Source organism: Streptomyces enissocaesilis (genome assembly GCF_039533765.1).
GTDB classification, from domain to species: domain Bacteria; phylum Actinomycetota; class Actinomycetes; order Streptomycetales; family Streptomycetaceae; genus Streptomyces; species Streptomyces enissocaesilis.
Window position 1 is genome coordinate 151,017 of record NZ_BAAAUD010000031.1, and the last position, 15,206, is coordinate 166,222.

Here is a 15,206-nt window from a genome sequence, read left to right on the forward strand (position 1 = left end):
GGAGAGGAGGCACAACCGACATGCGCAACACTCTCACCAAGGCCGGCTGCTGGATCGCCGGAGCGCTGCTCTGCGCGACCGCCGCGCCCGCTGTGGCCGCGAACGCCCAGGCGCCGGGCGAACCCGCCCGCGCCGCCGTCCGGGACGTGACCGCGGCCGTGGACACGGCCGCGAGCGCGGCCGATCCGGCGTACAAGGTCCTCGTGTTCTCCAAGACGGCGGGCTTCCGCCACTCGTCCATCGCCGCCGGTCTCTCCGCACTGCGCGAGCTGGGCGGCGCGAACAACTTCACCGTGGACGCGACGGAGGACGCCCAGGCCTTCACCACCGGCAACCTCGCGCAGTACAAGGCCGTCGTCTTCCTGTCCACGACCGGCGACGTGCTCAACGGCACCCAGCAGACGGCGTTCGAGCAGTACATCAAGGGCGGCGGCGGTTACGCCGGCATCCACGCGGCCGCCGACACGGAGTACGACTGGCCGTTCTACGCCGGTCTCGCCGGGGCCCTGTTCCACTCCCACCCGCACAACCAGACGGCGACCGTCAAGGTGGAGGACCGGGCGCACGACGCCACCGCCCATCTCGGCACCACCTGGCAGCGCTTCGACGAGTGGTACAACTACCGCACCAACCCGCGGACGACCGCCCACGTGCTGGCCTCACTCGACGAGTCCAGCTACTCGGGCGGCAACATGTCCGGCGACCACCCGATCTCCTGGTGCAAGGGCTACGAGGGCGGCCGCGCCTTCTACACCGGTGGCGGTCACACCGACGAGTCGTACGCCGAACCGGCGTTCCGCAGGCACCTGCTCGGCGGGATCCGCTGGGCGGCGGGCATGACGGAGGCGGACTGCCGTCCGGAGACGGGGTACACGTCGTTGTTCGACGGGTCGGGCACGGCCGGCTGGAAGCAGGCCGGACCCGGTTCCTTCACGCTGGCCGACTCCACGCTCACCTCGCAGGGCGGGCTCGGGATGCTGTGGTACTCCGCCAAGGAGTACACCGGCGACTACTCCCTCAAGCTCGACTGGCGGATGGACGGCGACGACAACTCAGGCATCTTCCTGGGGTTCCCGGCCTCCGACGACCCCTGGTCGGCGGTCAACAACGGGTACGAGATCCAGATCGACGCCACGGACAGCGCCGACCGGACGACGGGGGCGGTGTACGGCTACAAGTCCGCCGACATCGCCGCCCGCGACGCCGCGCTCAACCCGCCCGGCGAGTGGAACACCTACGAGCTCCGTGTCACCGGCGAACGGCTGGAGATCTTCCTCAACGGCCGCAAGATCAACGACTTCACCAACACCGACCCCGTCCGCAGCCTGCGGCAGGGGCACATCGGGATCCAGAACCACGGCGACGGCGACCAGGTGTCCTTCCGCAACGTCCGGGTGAAGACATCCGGCGGCACCCAGCCGGGTCCCCTCGCGGGCGAGGTCAAGGGCGTCAACGGCAAGTGCCTGGACGTCGCCGGCGGCGCGACCGGTGACGGCACCCAGGTCCAGCTGTGGACCTGCAACGGCAACGGCGCCCAGAAGTGGACGGTGCCGGGCGACGACACCTTGCGCGCGCTGGGCAAGTGCCTGGACGTCAGTGGCGGGGGAACCGCCGACGGCACGAAGATCCAGCTGTGGACCTGCAACGGCAGCGGCGCCCAGAAGTGGACGCCGCAGCCGGACAGGACCGTCCGCAACCCGCAGTCGGGCAAGTGCCTCGACGCCGAGGGCGGCACCTGGAACGACGGCACCCGCGTCCATCTGTGGAGCTGCCACACCGGCCCCAACCAGAAGTGGACCCTGCCCTGACGGGTCGGCAACAGCGCCTGGGGCGGCGGCCCCGGGCCGGCGGGTTCCGGTCCCCGCGGGGAACCGGGACCCGCCGGATGCCGGCCCCGGACGCTCACGCCCGGCTTCGGCACCGGTCTCCGGTGACACATGGCAGTCCCCGGTGCGCGCGCCTCACGTCAGTTCCGTCGCGCGGGCGATGAGCAGCGCCACGTCGTCGTGGTCCCCGGGATGGCGCAGCGCGTGCAGGAGCAGGTCACAGGTCTCCTCCAGGGACCGCGGAGGTTCGGTGAGGTGGGTGAGGAGGGCGTCCAGCCGTTCGTCGATGGCCTGGTCGCGCGTCTCGACCAGGCCGTCGGTGTAGAGGACCAGCCGGTCGCCGGGGCGCAGGGCGAGCGTAGTGGTGTGAAAGGTGACTTCGCCGACGCCGAGCGGGGCGCCGGTGGGCAGGTCGAGCAGTTCGGGGGGCCGGCCTGGGCGTACCAGGACGGGCGGCAGGTGCCCGGCGTTGGAGATGTGGCACTCGGCCCGGTGGGGATCGTAGACGGCGTAGGTGCACGTGGTGATGGTCTGCCCCATGCGGTCGGTGATGCGGTCGAGGTGGTGCAGCACCTGGGCGGGGTCGAGCCCGAGTTCGGCCAGGGTGCGGGTGGCGGTGCGGAGCTGGCCCATCGTGGCGGCCGCGCTGACGCCGCTGCCCATGACGTCGCCGACGACGAGGGCGCTCTTGTCGTCCGTCAGGGGGATGACGTCGAACCAGTCGCCGCCGACCTCGTCGGCCGCCTGGGCGGGCTGGTAGCGGCTGGCGACCTCCAGGCCGGGCTGGTCCGGTGGCCGTTGGGGAAGGAGGCTGCGCTGGAGGGTCAGGGCGGTGTTGCGCGCCTGCCGGTACCAGCGGGCGTTGTCGATGCACACGGCCGCCCGTGCGGCGAGCTCGCCGGCCAGGATCTCGTCGTCGGCGCTGAACGGTTCCGGGTTGCGGGTGCGCTTGAGGTCGAGGGCGCCGAGGACCTTGCCGCGCGCGATCAGCGGCACGGCCAGGTAGGAGTGCAGTCCCGCGGCGTCCAGCAGCGCGGCGGCTTCGGGGCTGCGGGCGATGCACCGCAGGTCGTCGCGGTCCACGTGGGACACGCGGACGGGGTGGCCGGTGTTCACGCACTGGGTGACCAGCCGGTCGGCCTCGTACCTGGCCACCTCACCGGGCGGGTCGGCCGCGCGCACCGCCTCGCTGGGGTACGCGCTGGCCACGGCGAGAGCGCGGAACACCGCGGGCCCGGTCCGCGCCGTCGCGGCCGAGCGGCCGTTGAGGACACTGTCGAGCACGTCCACGGCGGCCACGTCGGCCAGTTGCGGCACCGACACGTCGGCGAGTTCGCGGGCGGTCTCGTCCAGGTCGAGGGTGGTGCCGATGCGGATGGAGGCGTCGGCGACGACGGCGAGGCGCTGGCGGGCCTGTGCGGCCTCGATGGTGGCGCGTCGCCGGTCGGTGACGTCGACGACGGAGGCGGCCACCCCGAGCACCTTCCCGTTGGACGCCTCCAGCCGGTAGAAGGACACCGACCACGTGTTCTCGTGGTCCGGGTCGGCCGGGGTGTGCCCGACGGACTCCTGGTCGAGGATCGGGACGCCGGTGGCGAGGACCTGGCGCATCGAGGCCTCGATGGACTCGGTGTCCAGGAACGGCAGCGCCTCGTGCACGTTCCGGCCGACGTGCTCGGCAGCGGACAGGCCGTTGATGCGTTCGAGTGCCGGATTGACGGTGACGTACCGCAGGTCGGTGTCCACCACCGCCAGTCCGATCGGGGACTGGGCCACCAGCCGGGTGGACAGCGCGAGGTCCCGCTCCACCTTGCGCAAGGTCGCCTGGTCGGTGGCCAGGCCCAGGGCGTAGAGGTCCCTGCGGTCGTCCTCCAGCCGCATGTTGCGGAACTCCACCAGCCGGGTGCTGCCGTCCTTGTGGCGCATGGGGAAGACCCCTGCCCAGCTCGCCCCTCCTTTGCCTGCCATGACCTGGGCGAACAGCCGGTCCACCAGCTCCAGGTGCTGTTCATGGACCAGCAGCCGGCCCGCGAACCCGCCGAGTGCCTCGTTCGCGGAGTAACCGAACAGTTCCTCCGCCTGGGGGCTCCACAGCACGATCCGCCCGTCGGCGTCCAGCACCACGGCAGCGACGCTCAGCAGGTCCAGCAGTCCTCCCGACGCGGGCCGCGCGCCCCCCGGCTGATCAGGGCTGGCAGAGACGGAGTCGGTCACACGCATCCGGGGCTCCTTCCGCCCGCCGCCGGTATCTCCCATCGTCTCTCTACCCAGGCTGCGCCCGCATCCTCGGCCCGGACACGTACGGCCCGCGGAGAACCGACAACCCCGCGACGGCGTGATGATGGATGTGGGAGCTGCCGCCGCTGTGGTCGAGGGGCGGCGGTGTGCCTCCCACGGTCCGACTCCGAAGGGCGGCAGCCATGCGGGCAGCCAGAGGGAAGAGATCAGTCGCAGCGTCACTCGCCACACTGGCGCTGCTCGTCGTGGCGGCGTGCGGCGGCTCCGGAGGGGCGAACACCTCTCCCCCACCGGACGGCCGGGTCCCGTCCGACGCCCGCGTCCTCGCGGTGAAGATCGACAACGTCGCGGCGGCCCGGCCGCCGACCGGGCTGGACAAGGCGGACATCGTCTACGTCGAACAGGTGGAGGCCGGTCTCAGCCGCATCCTCGCCGTCTATGCGTCCGCCGTGCCGTCCGTCGTCGGCCCGGTACGCAGCGCACGCGAGACGGATCTGGAGCTGCTGCGGCAGTTCGACCGGCCGACGCTCGCCTACTCCGGCGCGCAGAGCAGGCTCGATCCGCTCATCGAGGCGGCGCCGCTGAACGCGCTGTCCCCCTCGGAGGCACCGGACGCGTACTTCCGCAGCGACGACCGGGCCGCACCGCACAATCTCTATCTGAGGCCCGGGAACATACCGCACGCCCCCTCCGGCAGGAACGCCGCCGAGGACATCGGGCTCCGCTTCGGCCCGCCGCCGTCCGGCGGGAAACCCGCCGACGAGCACACGGTCCGCTATCCGTCGGCGCGCTTCGCCTTCACCTGGTCCACGGACCGGCAGAAGTGGCTGGTGGAGATGGACGGCACGCCTTCCCGGACGGCCGACGGGCAGCGGCTCGCCGCGGCCACGGTCGTCGTGCAGCAGGTGACCGTGCGTCCGTCGGTCTTCAAGGACCGGTGGGGGAACACCTCTCCGTACACGGAGACCGTGGGCTCCGGTCCGGCCGTCGTCCTGCGCGACGGAAAGGCGTACGACACCGAATGGAGACGGGACACCGCTGCATCCCGGACGTCGTTCACGACCCCGGACGGCAAGCGGATGACGTTCGCCTCCGGTCAGACGTGGATCGTGTACGCGGCACGGTGACCCGTCGCCGGGCGCTCCGCGCGGCAAGGCGTCCGGCGGGACGGGCGAGGGCCCCGACCGGTTTCTCCCCGGTCGGGGCCCTCGTCGTTGTCCGGCCTCACACGCGTTCCGGCGCTCCGAGCAGTGCCGTCGCGGTCTCGAGGGGGGTCAGGACACGGGGCGGGACCAATGCGGGAACGGCGCGGCAGGTGAAGCCGAGGCGGGTGAGCGCCCTGGTCACTTCACTGGCGCTGAAGTCGCGGCGGTCCTGCCTGGTGATCACTTCTCCCACCTGCTTGACCGGGTAGTGGCGGCGGCCGATGATCACGGACTCGCCCGTGACGGGTTCGGGCTTGATGCCCTTCATCGACTCCTGCACGTCGCTCTTGAACAGGTCGAAGGGGAAACGGGCGATGACGCAGCGCATAGTGCCTCAGCAAGGTTCGGAAGAGCCGGAAGGACGGCCGTCCTCACGGACGGGACGAACGACGGGACGAGACTCATGCGGCGCGGGAGAGCGGTGCCTGGCGCTGCGGCGCTGCGGCGGTACGTGACTGGGGCGCTCCCACCGATCCGACGGAGCGGCGCGCGGTCCGGGCGGGGCGGCCGCGCCGGCCCCGGGACGACGACTCGCCGCGCTTCGGGCGCTCCACCACGGGGGCGACAATCGTGACGGGAACGCCGGAAGGCGTCCGGGCGCCGGTGATCCGGGTCAGTTCGGCGTCGCCGGAGCGGACCTGGGCGGTGTGCGGGGTGATGCCCGCGGCCTGCATCAGGCGGGTCATCTCGCGGCGCTGGTTGGGCTGCACCAGGGTGACGACGCTGCCGGACTCGCCGGCGCGGGCGGTACGGCCGCCGCGGTGCAGGTAGTCCTTGTGGTCGGTCGGCGGGTCGACGTTGACGACCAGGTCGAGGTTGTCGACGTGGATGCCGCGCGCCGCGACATTCGTCGCGACCAGTACGGTCACGTGCCCGCTCTTGAACTGGTCGAGCGTGCGCGTGCGCTGCGGCTGCGACTTCCCGCCGTGCAGCGCGGCCGCCCGTACGCCGCTGGCCAGCAGGTGCACGGTGAGCTTGTCCACGGCGTGCTTGGTGTCCAGGAACATGATCACCCGGCCCTCCCGGGCGGCGATCTCCGTGGTCATGGCGTACTTGTCGGCGCCCTGGACGTGCAGCAGGTGGTGCTCCATCGTCGTGACCGCGCCCTGCGACGGGTCGACCGAGTGGACCACCGGGTCGGTCAGGTAGGTGCGGACCAGCTTGTCGACATTGCGGTCCAGCGTGGCCGAGAACAGCATCCGCTGTCCCTCCGGGCGCACCTGGTCGAGCAGTTCGGTGACCTGGGGCATGAAGCCCATGTCGGCCATCTGGTCGGCCTCGTCCAGCACGGTGACGGCGACCCGGTCCAGGCGGCAGTCGCCACGCTCGATGAGGTCCTTGAGCCGGCCCGGGGTCGCCACGACGACCTCGGCGCCGCTGCGCAGCGCGCCGGCCTGGCGGCCGATGGACATGCCGCCGACCACCGTGGTCAGCCGCAGCGCCAGCGACCTGGCGTAGGGCGCGAGGGCGTCGGTGACCTGCTGGGCCAGCTCACGGGTGGGTACGAGCACCAGCGCCAGCGGCTGGCGCGACTCGGCGCGCTGCCCTGCCGTGCGGGCCAGCAGCGCCAGCCCGAAGGCCAGGGTCTTGCCCGAGCCGGTGCGCCCGCGGCCCAGGACGTCGCGTCCGGCCAGCGAGTTCGGCAGCGTGGCGGCCTGGATCGGGAACGGCACCGTCACGCCCTCGACGGCGAGCGCCGCCAGCAGGGGCGCGGGCATGTCCAGGTCGGCGAACGCCTCGACCGCGGGCAGGGCGGGCGTCGTGCTGACCGGCAGGGCGAACTCGCCCTGGAGGCCGGCGGGGCGGCGACCGAAACCACCGGAACGGCTCGGAGCGCCCTGGCGGCCGGGGACCTGCGACCGGAAGCCGCCACGGCTCGCGCCGTCGGTGCGGGTGCGGGAATAACTGCCGTTGGTGCGGGCTGTGCGGTTCATGCAGAACCTTCCTCGATGCGGCACGTATCAAGGAATTCCCGGCAGCAACGGAAAGCGCAGAGAATTACAATAACGAGCCAAGAAAAGACGACCCCGCTCCCGAGCCGGGAGGGGAAAATGTCCACTCGTAATGTCATGGGCACGAGCGAGCCCTCAGAAAAGCAACGAGCTGGGGCCCGCACCCCAAGGTGCGGGCCCCAGCTGCGTCGTACGCTTCAGCGTCAGGCGGGAACGATGTTCTCGGCCTGCGGGCCCTTCTGGCCCTGCGTGACGTCGAAGTTCACCTTCTGGCCCTCCTGGAGCTCACGGAAGCCCTGGGCGGCGATGTTCGAGTAGTGGGCGAAGACGTCGGCGCCGCCGCCCTCCTGCTCGATGAAGCCGAAGCCCTTTTCCGCGTTGAACCACTTCACGGTGCCAGTAGCCATGTCATATCTCCTTCGGGGCAGTGCCCAGAGGCCCGCACTGTGCGAGCCCCGAGTCGCCGCGATGATCGCCCCTCCGGAGAACAGCACCGGAAATACAAAAGTGTGCCTGCCGACATGAACGGCAGGCAAGAACACTTGAAGTCTTCGGGAACCACAACTGCAACTGGCATTTACCGTAGCACGACTCGGACATCGGGGCGCGGCAAGTAATACCGCTCGGCCGGGGAACCCATAAATCCTCGTCTGCGTATTGCGCTAATTTCTGTCGTGGCGGTCACAGATATTAATTGTGCCCGCCGGCTCGCGCCCGCCCCTCCGGTCGCGGGCCGGGAGACTCGCCCGCCTCCGCGCCGGCCTTGCGCAGTTCCTCGTTGAGGCGCAGGGCCTCTTCGAGCTGATCCTCCAGGATGACGATGCGGCAGGCGGCCTCGATCGGCGTACCCCCGTCGACGAGTTCGCGTGCGCGGGCCGCGATGCGCAGCTGGTAGCGGGAGTAGCGGCGGTGACCGCCCTCGGAGCGCAACGGCGCGATGAGCCGGGCCTCGCCGATGGCGCGCAGGAAGCCGGGAGTGGCGCCGATCATCTCGGCCGCCCGCCCCATGGTGTAGGCGGGGTAGTCGTCGTCGTCGAGTCTGCTGTTTGTCTGCGGTGTGGCTTCTGGGGTCACTTGCACCTCTCACGGGACGCGTCGAGGGGCCCCGGTGCCGTGCGGCACCGGGGCCCGTAAGGGTTGAACACCATCTATCGGCGCTCGGCGCCGACTCTTGTTCTTCCGCACGTCCGCCGAAGAGGCCGGAGATGCGTGGATCGTGAATGCCTGACCGGGGACCACCTTCCAATCCGGGGCCTGCGGTACCTGAGCGAACTGGATCCTCGCTCAGGCGATCCTGATGGCGTCTACTCCTCTCCTGCCGATCTGTCTTTCCTCACTGCTCTACTGCTCTTCATGCGGTTCTGCCGGCGGCCCTGAGGCCGCCCGGCCCGGCAGTCAGTCATGAGACCTTCACGCACTTCCTGGCCCCACGACTCCACTGCCGTGCCGTGTACTGCTCGCACCAGTTCGTCTTCGCCTCTGGTGCGCTGTGCTGACTTCGTCGGCTATGCCAGAAACTCTAGCCACAGAGCGACCGGATGTCTACCTTCACCATGACAGATTTCTCGGCGGTGCGGCGGGAGCTATTCCAGCGCATCGCGGAACGCGGCGGGAAGGAGGGCAGCTCCTCACCTCGGCGTTGGTGGGGCTCGTCACGTCCCGCGGCCGGTGGTCCTCCGCAAGGCCGTCGGTGCATCGCGGCCCCGGGTGCGCCCGACCGGTGGTGCGCCGGTGGTGCGGTCAGCCCCGGCTCGGGAACGCGCCGATTTCCTGGTGCGGCTGTACCGGGAGACCGATGCCCCACCGCTGCGCCGCTGCGCCGGCCAGGTCGCGGCTCCCCTGCCAGCTGCGCTGCGCCGCTGCGCGTACCGCCTCCTGGTGCGCGGGGGCGGTGGTGGCGGTGTAGCGGTCGCGGTCGGACACGGGCAGGTCGTCTTCGAGGGACCGGCTGGGTGTGAGCCGGTGCGCCGTGGAGTCGCGCAGCAGTCGGCACAGCCGTGGTTGCTGCGGGGCGATGACGCTGTGCAGCAGGGCGTGGGCCCGGGCGGTCTCGCCGCGGGCCGGCACGTGGGCGAGCATGAGGGTCCAGTCGGCGAGTTCGCCGGTGAGCCGCTGGGCCGTGGTGACCGGCTCGGGCGGCCGGAAGTCGGCGAGCAGGCGCGCCGCCGCGGTCAGGCGTCCGCTGCGGTCGAGCAGGACGGCGGCGCCGGGATCGGGCAGGTGCACCTGTCCGCGCCAGGAGGGGACTTCCTCGATGCCGGGGCCGGCGGGCACGACGTGGAACTCCCCGCGCATGAGGTCGTCGAAGACGACCGCGAGAATGCCGTACATGCTGGTGCAGGCCAGCTTCAGCGGGGCCGGCCGCTCGATGAACTCGCGGCCGTCGAAGTCCTCGGCGTGGGCGTCCCGCACATGGAGAGGTACGCCTCGATGTCGGAGTGGGCGTCGGCCTCACCGAGGGTCCACGAGCCGTACAGCAGTACGCCGTCCAGCCGCTGGTCCGACCGGGCGATCGCGCGCAGCCGCTCGATGCGGCGGTCCAGGGCGGGGGCGGGTGACATGCGGGGCATGGGTCTGATCTCTCCTGAGCTGGTGCGAAGGCGTACGGAGGAGGCCCGGCAACTGCTGCCGGGAGGCTGGTCTCGGACCGGGTTCGCGTGCTCAGGAAACGCCCATGCGCGCATCGTACGAGCTTCGTGACGCCGGCGGCGGGGAATTCATGCGCCGTGAAACGCACACGTCTGGAGTTCGACGGCTGGATCGCCGGTGTCGGAACCTCCTCCGGCACCCGGGTGGTGCTCGGGCACTGGGTCCGGTCGCCGTTCGGTCCGTTCAGCGACGTCATGCTCGAACAGGCCGACGGCACACGTCTCCTCCTCGCACCGTCCCGGCCGATCGGTGATTTCGTCGCCGGCGTCTACACGTTCGACCAGGTGCGGGTCGTACCGGTGACGGTGAGGGTGGAGGGTACGTCCTGGGCTGTCGAGGCCGGGCCGCTGGAACTGCGTTTCACGGTAGGTGCGCGGGGCCCTCTGGGGCTGCTGCTGCGGGCGGTGCCCCGCCCGCTCGCCACCCGGCCGGCGTGGGCGGCGCTGGTGGACTTTCCCGCCCGGCTGCTGCCCGGCGTACGGACCCGGGGCAGCTCGGGCCCCGGCCGCCGGGGGTGGTACGGCGCGCTGGATCTCCGGCCGGTCACCGCCGCCACGGCCGTCTTCGAGGGAAACGGCCTCGGGCCGCTCGCTCCGGTCGACCCCCCGGTGCGCTTCGGGTTCGGTTCAGTCCCCCGGCCTCCCGCCCTCACGCGCGTCGTCACCACGGTGGAGCTGCGCGGGCACCGGGGCGGCTCCTCGGGGTGAGGACGGACGCGTGCCGGCATCCGCTTCGGACCGGGTACGCGTCCGGGTGCGCGGGGATCTGCGCGCCGGGGCGGCAGCGGGACCGCGGCGGCGCCGGTCCCGGGCCGCCCGGGCGCGGCCGGTGGCGGCGTACCACTGTGTCGCCAGTGCGGCGCCGAGCGCGGCCTCGGCCAGGTCGCCGCCGTAGTACATCAGTTGGGCGCCGGTGCGCAGGTCGGCCCCGGTGAAGGCGGTGCCGGGCGGGGGCGTGACGTAGAGGGTCTTGGCGAGGACGGCGTGGGCCGCCCCGGCGGCCAGCAGGGCGGCGCCGCGCCAGGGCAGGCTCCAGCGGCGGCGCAGCGGGTCGAGCCGGCAGACCGCGAAGGTGAACAGCAGCCCGGCGGCCAGGACATGGAGGTGGACCGCGGCGCGCAGCAGGGGCCGGTCGTGGACGGCGGCGAACAGTGGGGTGCGGTAGAGGATCCACAGGCCGCCGACGTCCAGCAGAGCCGCCGACGGCGGGAAGGCCAGCCAGGCGGCGGGCCGGGAGTGCGCCGTCGCCAGCAGGCCGCGGCGGGCGGGGCCTGGCGGCAGGGTGCGCAGGACGAGGGTGAGAGGGCGGGCGAGGACCAGCAGCAGAGGGGCGGCCATGGCGGCGACGAGGTGCTGGGCCATGTGGGCGGTGAACGCTCCGCCCGGCGGCGTGGCCGTGGCGGCCGCGGCCAGGGCGATGCCGCCGGCGGCGAAGGACGCGTCCCGCCGGAGGGGCCAGGCGTCGCCGCGGCGGCGCAGGCGGGCGGCAGCCGTCAGGTAGAGCGCGACGGCCAGTACCGCGCCTGCCGCGGCGAGCAGTTGGGCCGTTCCGGGGGACGCTTCGGCCAGGGCGGGATGGGTGTGAGCCGGTGTCACCCGGCCGCCCGCCCGCTGGGCGCGTGGCGCGCCGCACGGACGGCCAGGGCGCCGCCGACGGCCAGGAGGACCAGGGCGGCGCCGTTCCAGGCCAGGTCGTAGGGGGTGATGTCGACGCCGTAGCGGATCTGGTGCAGGCGCAGCAGCTTGTGGTCGACGACGCCGTCGAAGAGCTGGAAGGCCCCCAGACCCAGGACCAGCCCGGCCCGGGCGTGTGCCGGGGAGAGCCCGCGGCGGCGGCGCAGGTCGGCGTAGAGGGCGGCCCCGGCGACCAGTCCCAGCAGTTCGGCGGTGTGCAGCAGACCGTCCGAGAGCAGGCCCACGGACAGCGTGGAACGGTCGTAGAAATGGTGCCAGGCCAGGATCTGGTGGAACACGATCTCATCGACGGCGGCCATGAGCGCGGCGCCGATCAGCGCGCAGACGGCCATCGACCGGCGGGGCCGGGGGCGGGCGCCGGACACGGCGGGCCGGACCGGTTCGCTCATGGGCTCTGCTGCCTTCCTGGCGGTGGTGGCGTCGTGACCGGCGGGCACCGGGCGATGCGGCGGAGTGCTCCGGTCACCGTCCCGGGCACTCCCGGGACACCTGGGCGGGTACGCCCCGACCTGCGGTCGCGCCGGACGCCCCACGCGGTGGGAGCCGGGCCGAAGCCGCTGCTGCGGCGCGTTCGGACGGGGAACCCACGGCGTGGGCGGGCCGGCTCAGGCCTTGGTGGCCTTGCCGACGAGCGTGCTGTAGGCCAGCTGCATGGTGTCCGCTGCCGCCAGTGCGGTCAGTGCGCCCGTCGCCGTCCTGGTCGCCCGCGGCCAGATCAGCTGGGCCGCGGTCAGCGTGGTGACCACCCACACACTCAGGCAGAACGGGCAGGTGAGGAGCTCGCCGACCGCTTCCTTGGGCCCCTCCCCACGGCTCTTCTCACTCAGCTCCGCCGGGCCCGCAGGCCCCTCGAACTCGGTGAACGGAGCGCGCAGCGGACTGGTCACCGACCCCTTGCTCAACAACCTGCTCAGCCGGAACGTGGCCGCGGAGATCATCACCAGGTCCCGGGGGTCGGGGCGGCTGGGCAGCGGCCGGCCCGAGCGGCGGACCAGAGCCGCCCATCCGGCCGTGTACGCGCCGAACGCGGTCAGCGAAGCGGCGTAGCCGACGAGCGGGCGCTCCTCACCGGCCGAGTAGTTGTGGTGTTCACGGCGCAGGACGTTCTTGAGCAGGCGTACCCCGCCGCCGAGTCCGGTCTCACGATCCATGTTTTTTACCTTCCGTTCAGTCGGACGGGTCTGCGCGAAGCCGCCGGGAGGAGGCGGGCACGTCGTCCGTACCCGGAGCGGGATCTCTCATGATCATTCTTCGGCGCGACACCTAGGTGGCACGGTACCCAGTCTGCGCAGCACGACTCACGGTTGATCCGTACCGGGCGGGGACCGGGGCGGACCGCGTCAGATTCCCGCGGCCGGTGTACGGGGGATGCGGGGGATGCCCGGCGGCGGCGTGGCCACCCGAGCAGGACGACCGGACACACCGCCGCGCACGCGTACCAGGTGGAGATGGGTACCAGCCGCCACAGCGCCGCGCATGTCACCGCCCCGAAGGCGACCAGGGCCCCGGGCAGCCGCAGCCGTCGGCCGTCGGCGAGGAACAGGGAGCCGACGGTGGCAAGGAAGCAGCCCGCGACGGGCAGCGCCGGATGCCAGGCCGAGTAGGAAGCCGAGCGTGCGACCACGGATCTCGGCGGTCACGGGGCGGGTGGCGAGGCAGTACGCGAGTGACGCGGCCGTCGTGACCGCGACCGCCAGCGGAACCAGCAGACGCCGGCGGGCGTGCGGCGGCGCGGCGCACACCACGCCCACCGGCACCCACCACGCCGGCAGGGGAAGGGCGGGGACGGCCCGGACGACGGTGGCAGGGCCCGCGCCACCGCCGGAGCGCCGGATCAGCGCCTCGATGATCCGGTGTGTCCCGAGGAGCAGCGGAAGCGCGGCCGGCGGCAGGTCGCGCGCCCGGGACGGGCGCGCGGTACAGGCCACCCCGATCGCGGCGATACCGGTGCCCGCGACGAGATCAGCCGTGGCGCTCCGGCACATGGTGACAGCCGGGCGTCCTGAATCGCGTGAATCGGTCTTTGCCGGGCAACGGTACGGCTCTCCCGGTCGACGCCTCCGGTGCACCGCTGCCAGCATTCGGGTGAGGCGGTCGGCAGGCGGGTGCTTCCCGGGCCGGGCAGGTGGTGGAGGACGACGACTCGGGGTACCCGCAACCGCATGATGAAACGCGCGCTGTGGCAGGGCCTGGTCGCCGGAGCGGTCGGCACCGTGGTGATGACCGTGGGCGAGAAGGCGGAGCAGCGCCTGACCGGCCGGCCCGACTCCTACGTCCCGGCCCGCACTCTGGAACGCCTGACCGGTATGGCCGAGCGGCCCGGACGTCAGCCGGCTCCGGTCAACTGGGCCATGCACTTCGGGCAGGGAGCGCTCCTCGGCGTGCTTCGCTCGGTCATGGCGCACGCCGGGCTGCGCGGGCCGTTGCCGTCGGCGATGTTCGCGGTGGTCCGGCTGACCAACGACCAGATCCTGGAGAACGCCACGGGGGTGGGCGCTCCGCCCCAGACCTGGCCCCGATCGGAACTGGCGGTGGACCTGGTGCACAAGACGGTCTACGCCTTCGCCACCGGCGCCGTGGCCGACGCCCTGGCCGCCCGCTCCGGTCCGGGGCCCGGGCAGCGCCACGCCATGATGCGTCCGGGCCGCCGCACCCATGCCGGACCGCCGTCCCGCGACGACGCCTACGGCCGGTGAACCGGTCCGCCGGGCGGAGACCGGAACGTGGGTGAGCGATGGTCTCGTACGGAGCGGAGCGGCGGCTTCGGCTGCGGGTGCTGCGGGCCGACTGGCTGAACCAGGCGTTCGTGCACTGGCCGTACCGGCCTGCCGACGTCCAGGCGCTGCTGCCCGGCGGGCTGAGAGCGGACACGTACGACGGCGCGGCCTGGGTCACTCTCACGCCGTTCCTGATGGCCGGCGTGCGCCCGGCGGGTGTCCCGTCCTGCGTCCCCGCCCTCGGCAGCTTCCTCGAGACGAACCTGCGGACCTATGTCCGGGGCCCCGACGGACGCCAGGCGTTGTGGTTCCTGACGATCGAGGTGTCCTGCCCGGCCATGCTGGCCGCGAGGGCCGTGGGGGCGCCGTACCACCGGGGGTCGCTGAGTCTGCGACGGAACGACGAGATCTGTTCCTACTCCGGCGCACGCCGGGGCGGCGAAGGTGCGTACCGCCTGGCTGTGCGGTGCGGGGCACCGGTCGTGCCGTCGGAGCGCGACGTATGGCTGACCACCCGGTGGCACGCCTTCACGCGCCGTGCCGGGCTGGTCTGGGACACCCCTGTGGAGCACGCGCCCTGGCCGCTCCACACCGGCGCGGTCGAGAACCTGACGCAGTCGCTGACGACGGCGGTGGGCCTGCCCACGCCCTCCCGCGACCCGCTGGTGCACTTCTCACCGGGGGTGAGGGGGGTGCGCATCGGGCCTTCGCGGCCTCGGTGGCGCGCCGCCGGATCCGCTGGCGGGGCGCTGCGGAACTGACTGCCGGAAACTGCCGGAAAGTGTGTCCGGCCCCGCTCTTGTGCCGGCCGTCCGGTCGCCCGGTCGGTCGCCCGCCCGGTCGGTCAGGGGGTGGTGCTCTGTGTGGTGATCAGGTCGATCAGGGAGGGCAGTCCCTGGGCGAGCGCGCGGCGCTGGCGGTCCGC

General features: G+C 72.4%; 15 protein-coding genes and 1 pseudogene. 5 read left to right on the forward strand and 11 right to left on the reverse strand.

Translation table 11 applies throughout. From position 1 onward, the window contains the following. The first annotated feature begins 20 nt into the window (after positions 1-20). A complete protein-coding gene (locus tag ABD374_RS14550) occupies positions 21-1,808 on the forward strand; it encodes a ThuA domain-containing protein (RefSeq protein WP_344495159.1) in 1,788 nt (595 codons plus the stop codon). 153 nt (positions 1,809-1,961) lie between these two features. On the opposite strand, the gene ABD374_RS14555 is transcribed toward ABD374_RS14550, so the two are convergent. Further along, positions 1,962-4,046 (reverse strand): SpoIIE family protein phosphatase, encoded by a 2,085-nt coding sequence (locus ABD374_RS14555; protein ID WP_344495161.1) that lies wholly within the window; start codon positions 4,044-4,046, stop codon positions 1,962-1,964. 200 nt (positions 4,047-4,246) lie between these two features. On the opposite strand from ABD374_RS14555, the gene ABD374_RS14560 reads away from it, so the two are divergent. Continuing rightward, entirely contained in the window at positions 4,247-5,191 is a 945-nt protein-coding gene (locus tag ABD374_RS14560) for a DUF3048 domain-containing protein (protein WP_344495163.1), read from the forward strand. Between the two features lie 97 nt (positions 5,192-5,288). Here the strand turns inward: ABD374_RS14560 and ABD374_RS14565 are convergent, their stop codons facing one another. The 6 genes from ABD374_RS14565 to ABD374_RS14590 form a co-directional block, all read right to left on the reverse strand. Further along, positions 5,289-5,597, reverse strand: coding sequence for an SCO5918 family protein (locus ABD374_RS14565; protein WP_344495165.1), 309 nt, complete (start codon positions 5,595-5,597; stop codon positions 5,289-5,291). Between the two features lie 73 nt (positions 5,598-5,670). After that, positions 5,671-7,203, reverse strand: a complete 1,533-nt coding sequence (locus ABD374_RS14570; RefSeq protein WP_344495167.1) for a DEAD/DEAH box helicase — start codon at positions 7,201-7,203, stop codon at positions 5,671-5,673. Between the two features lie 221 nt (positions 7,204-7,424). Continuing rightward, positions 7,425-7,628: a cold-shock protein gene (locus ABD374_RS14575; protein WP_006604711.1), complete on the reverse strand. Its 204-nt coding sequence runs from the start codon at positions 7,626-7,628 to the stop codon at positions 7,425-7,427. Between the two features lie 283 nt (positions 7,629-7,911). Next, positions 7,912-8,229, reverse strand: a complete 318-nt coding sequence (locus tag ABD374_RS14580) for a MerR family transcriptional regulator (protein WP_344495203.1) — start codon at positions 8,227-8,229, stop codon at positions 7,912-7,914. 732 nt (positions 8,230-8,961) lie between these two features. After that, a complete protein-coding gene (locus ABD374_RS14585) occupies positions 8,962-9,633 on the reverse strand; it encodes a nucleotidyltransferase domain-containing protein (protein WP_344495169.1) in 672 nt (223 codons plus the stop codon). Next, the gene (locus ABD374_RS14590) at positions 9,570-9,791 is read right to left on the reverse strand and encodes a hypothetical protein (protein WP_344495171.1); all 222 of its coding nucleotides are present in this window, start codon (positions 9,789-9,791) and stop codon (positions 9,570-9,572) included. The genes ABD374_RS14585 and ABD374_RS14590 overlap by 64 nt, the downstream gene beginning before the upstream one ends. Positions 9,792-9,947: 156 nt before the next feature. Between ABD374_RS14590 and ABD374_RS14595 the strand changes: the two genes are divergently transcribed. Then, the gene (locus ABD374_RS14595; protein ID WP_344495173.1) at positions 9,948-10,577 is read left to right on the forward strand and encodes a hypothetical protein; all 630 of its coding nucleotides are present in this window, start codon (positions 9,948-9,950) and stop codon (positions 10,575-10,577) included. Here the strand turns inward: ABD374_RS14595 and ABD374_RS14600 are convergent. The 4 genes and pseudogenes from ABD374_RS14600 to ABD374_RS34615 form a co-directional block, all read right to left on the reverse strand. Beyond that, the gene (locus ABD374_RS14600; protein WP_344495175.1) at positions 10,497-11,465 is read right to left on the reverse strand and encodes a cytochrome c oxidase assembly protein; all 969 of its coding nucleotides are present in this window, start codon (positions 11,463-11,465) and stop codon (positions 10,497-10,499) included. The genes ABD374_RS14595 and ABD374_RS14600 overlap by 81 nt on opposite strands. Next, positions 11,462-11,953, reverse strand: a complete 492-nt coding sequence (locus ABD374_RS14605) for a DUF2243 domain-containing protein (protein ID WP_344495177.1) — start codon at positions 11,951-11,953, stop codon at positions 11,462-11,464. Before ABD374_RS14605 ends, ABD374_RS14600 begins: the two co-directional genes overlap by 4 nt. 216 nt (positions 11,954-12,169) lie before the next feature. Continuing rightward, positions 12,170-12,715 (reverse strand): DUF1360 domain-containing protein, encoded by a 546-nt coding sequence (locus ABD374_RS14610; RefSeq protein ID WP_344495179.1) that lies wholly within the window; start codon positions 12,713-12,715, stop codon positions 12,170-12,172. A gap of 5 nt (positions 12,716-12,720) precedes the next feature. Then, a pseudogene (locus tag ABD374_RS34615) lies at positions 12,721-13,645 on the reverse strand (DUF6629 family protein). A gap of 81 nt (positions 13,646-13,726) precedes the next feature. On the opposite strand from ABD374_RS34615, the gene ABD374_RS14625 reads away from it, so the two are divergent. Then, positions 13,727-14,260 (forward strand): hypothetical protein, encoded by a 534-nt coding sequence (locus tag ABD374_RS14625; RefSeq protein ID WP_344495181.1) that lies wholly within the window; start codon positions 13,727-13,729, stop codon positions 14,258-14,260. 38 nt (positions 14,261-14,298) lie between these two features. After that, positions 14,299-15,042: a YqjF family protein gene (locus ABD374_RS14630; RefSeq protein WP_344495183.1), complete on the forward strand. Its 744-nt coding sequence runs from the start codon at positions 14,299-14,301 to the stop codon at positions 15,040-15,042. Positions 15,043-15,206: the final 164 nt, after the last annotated feature.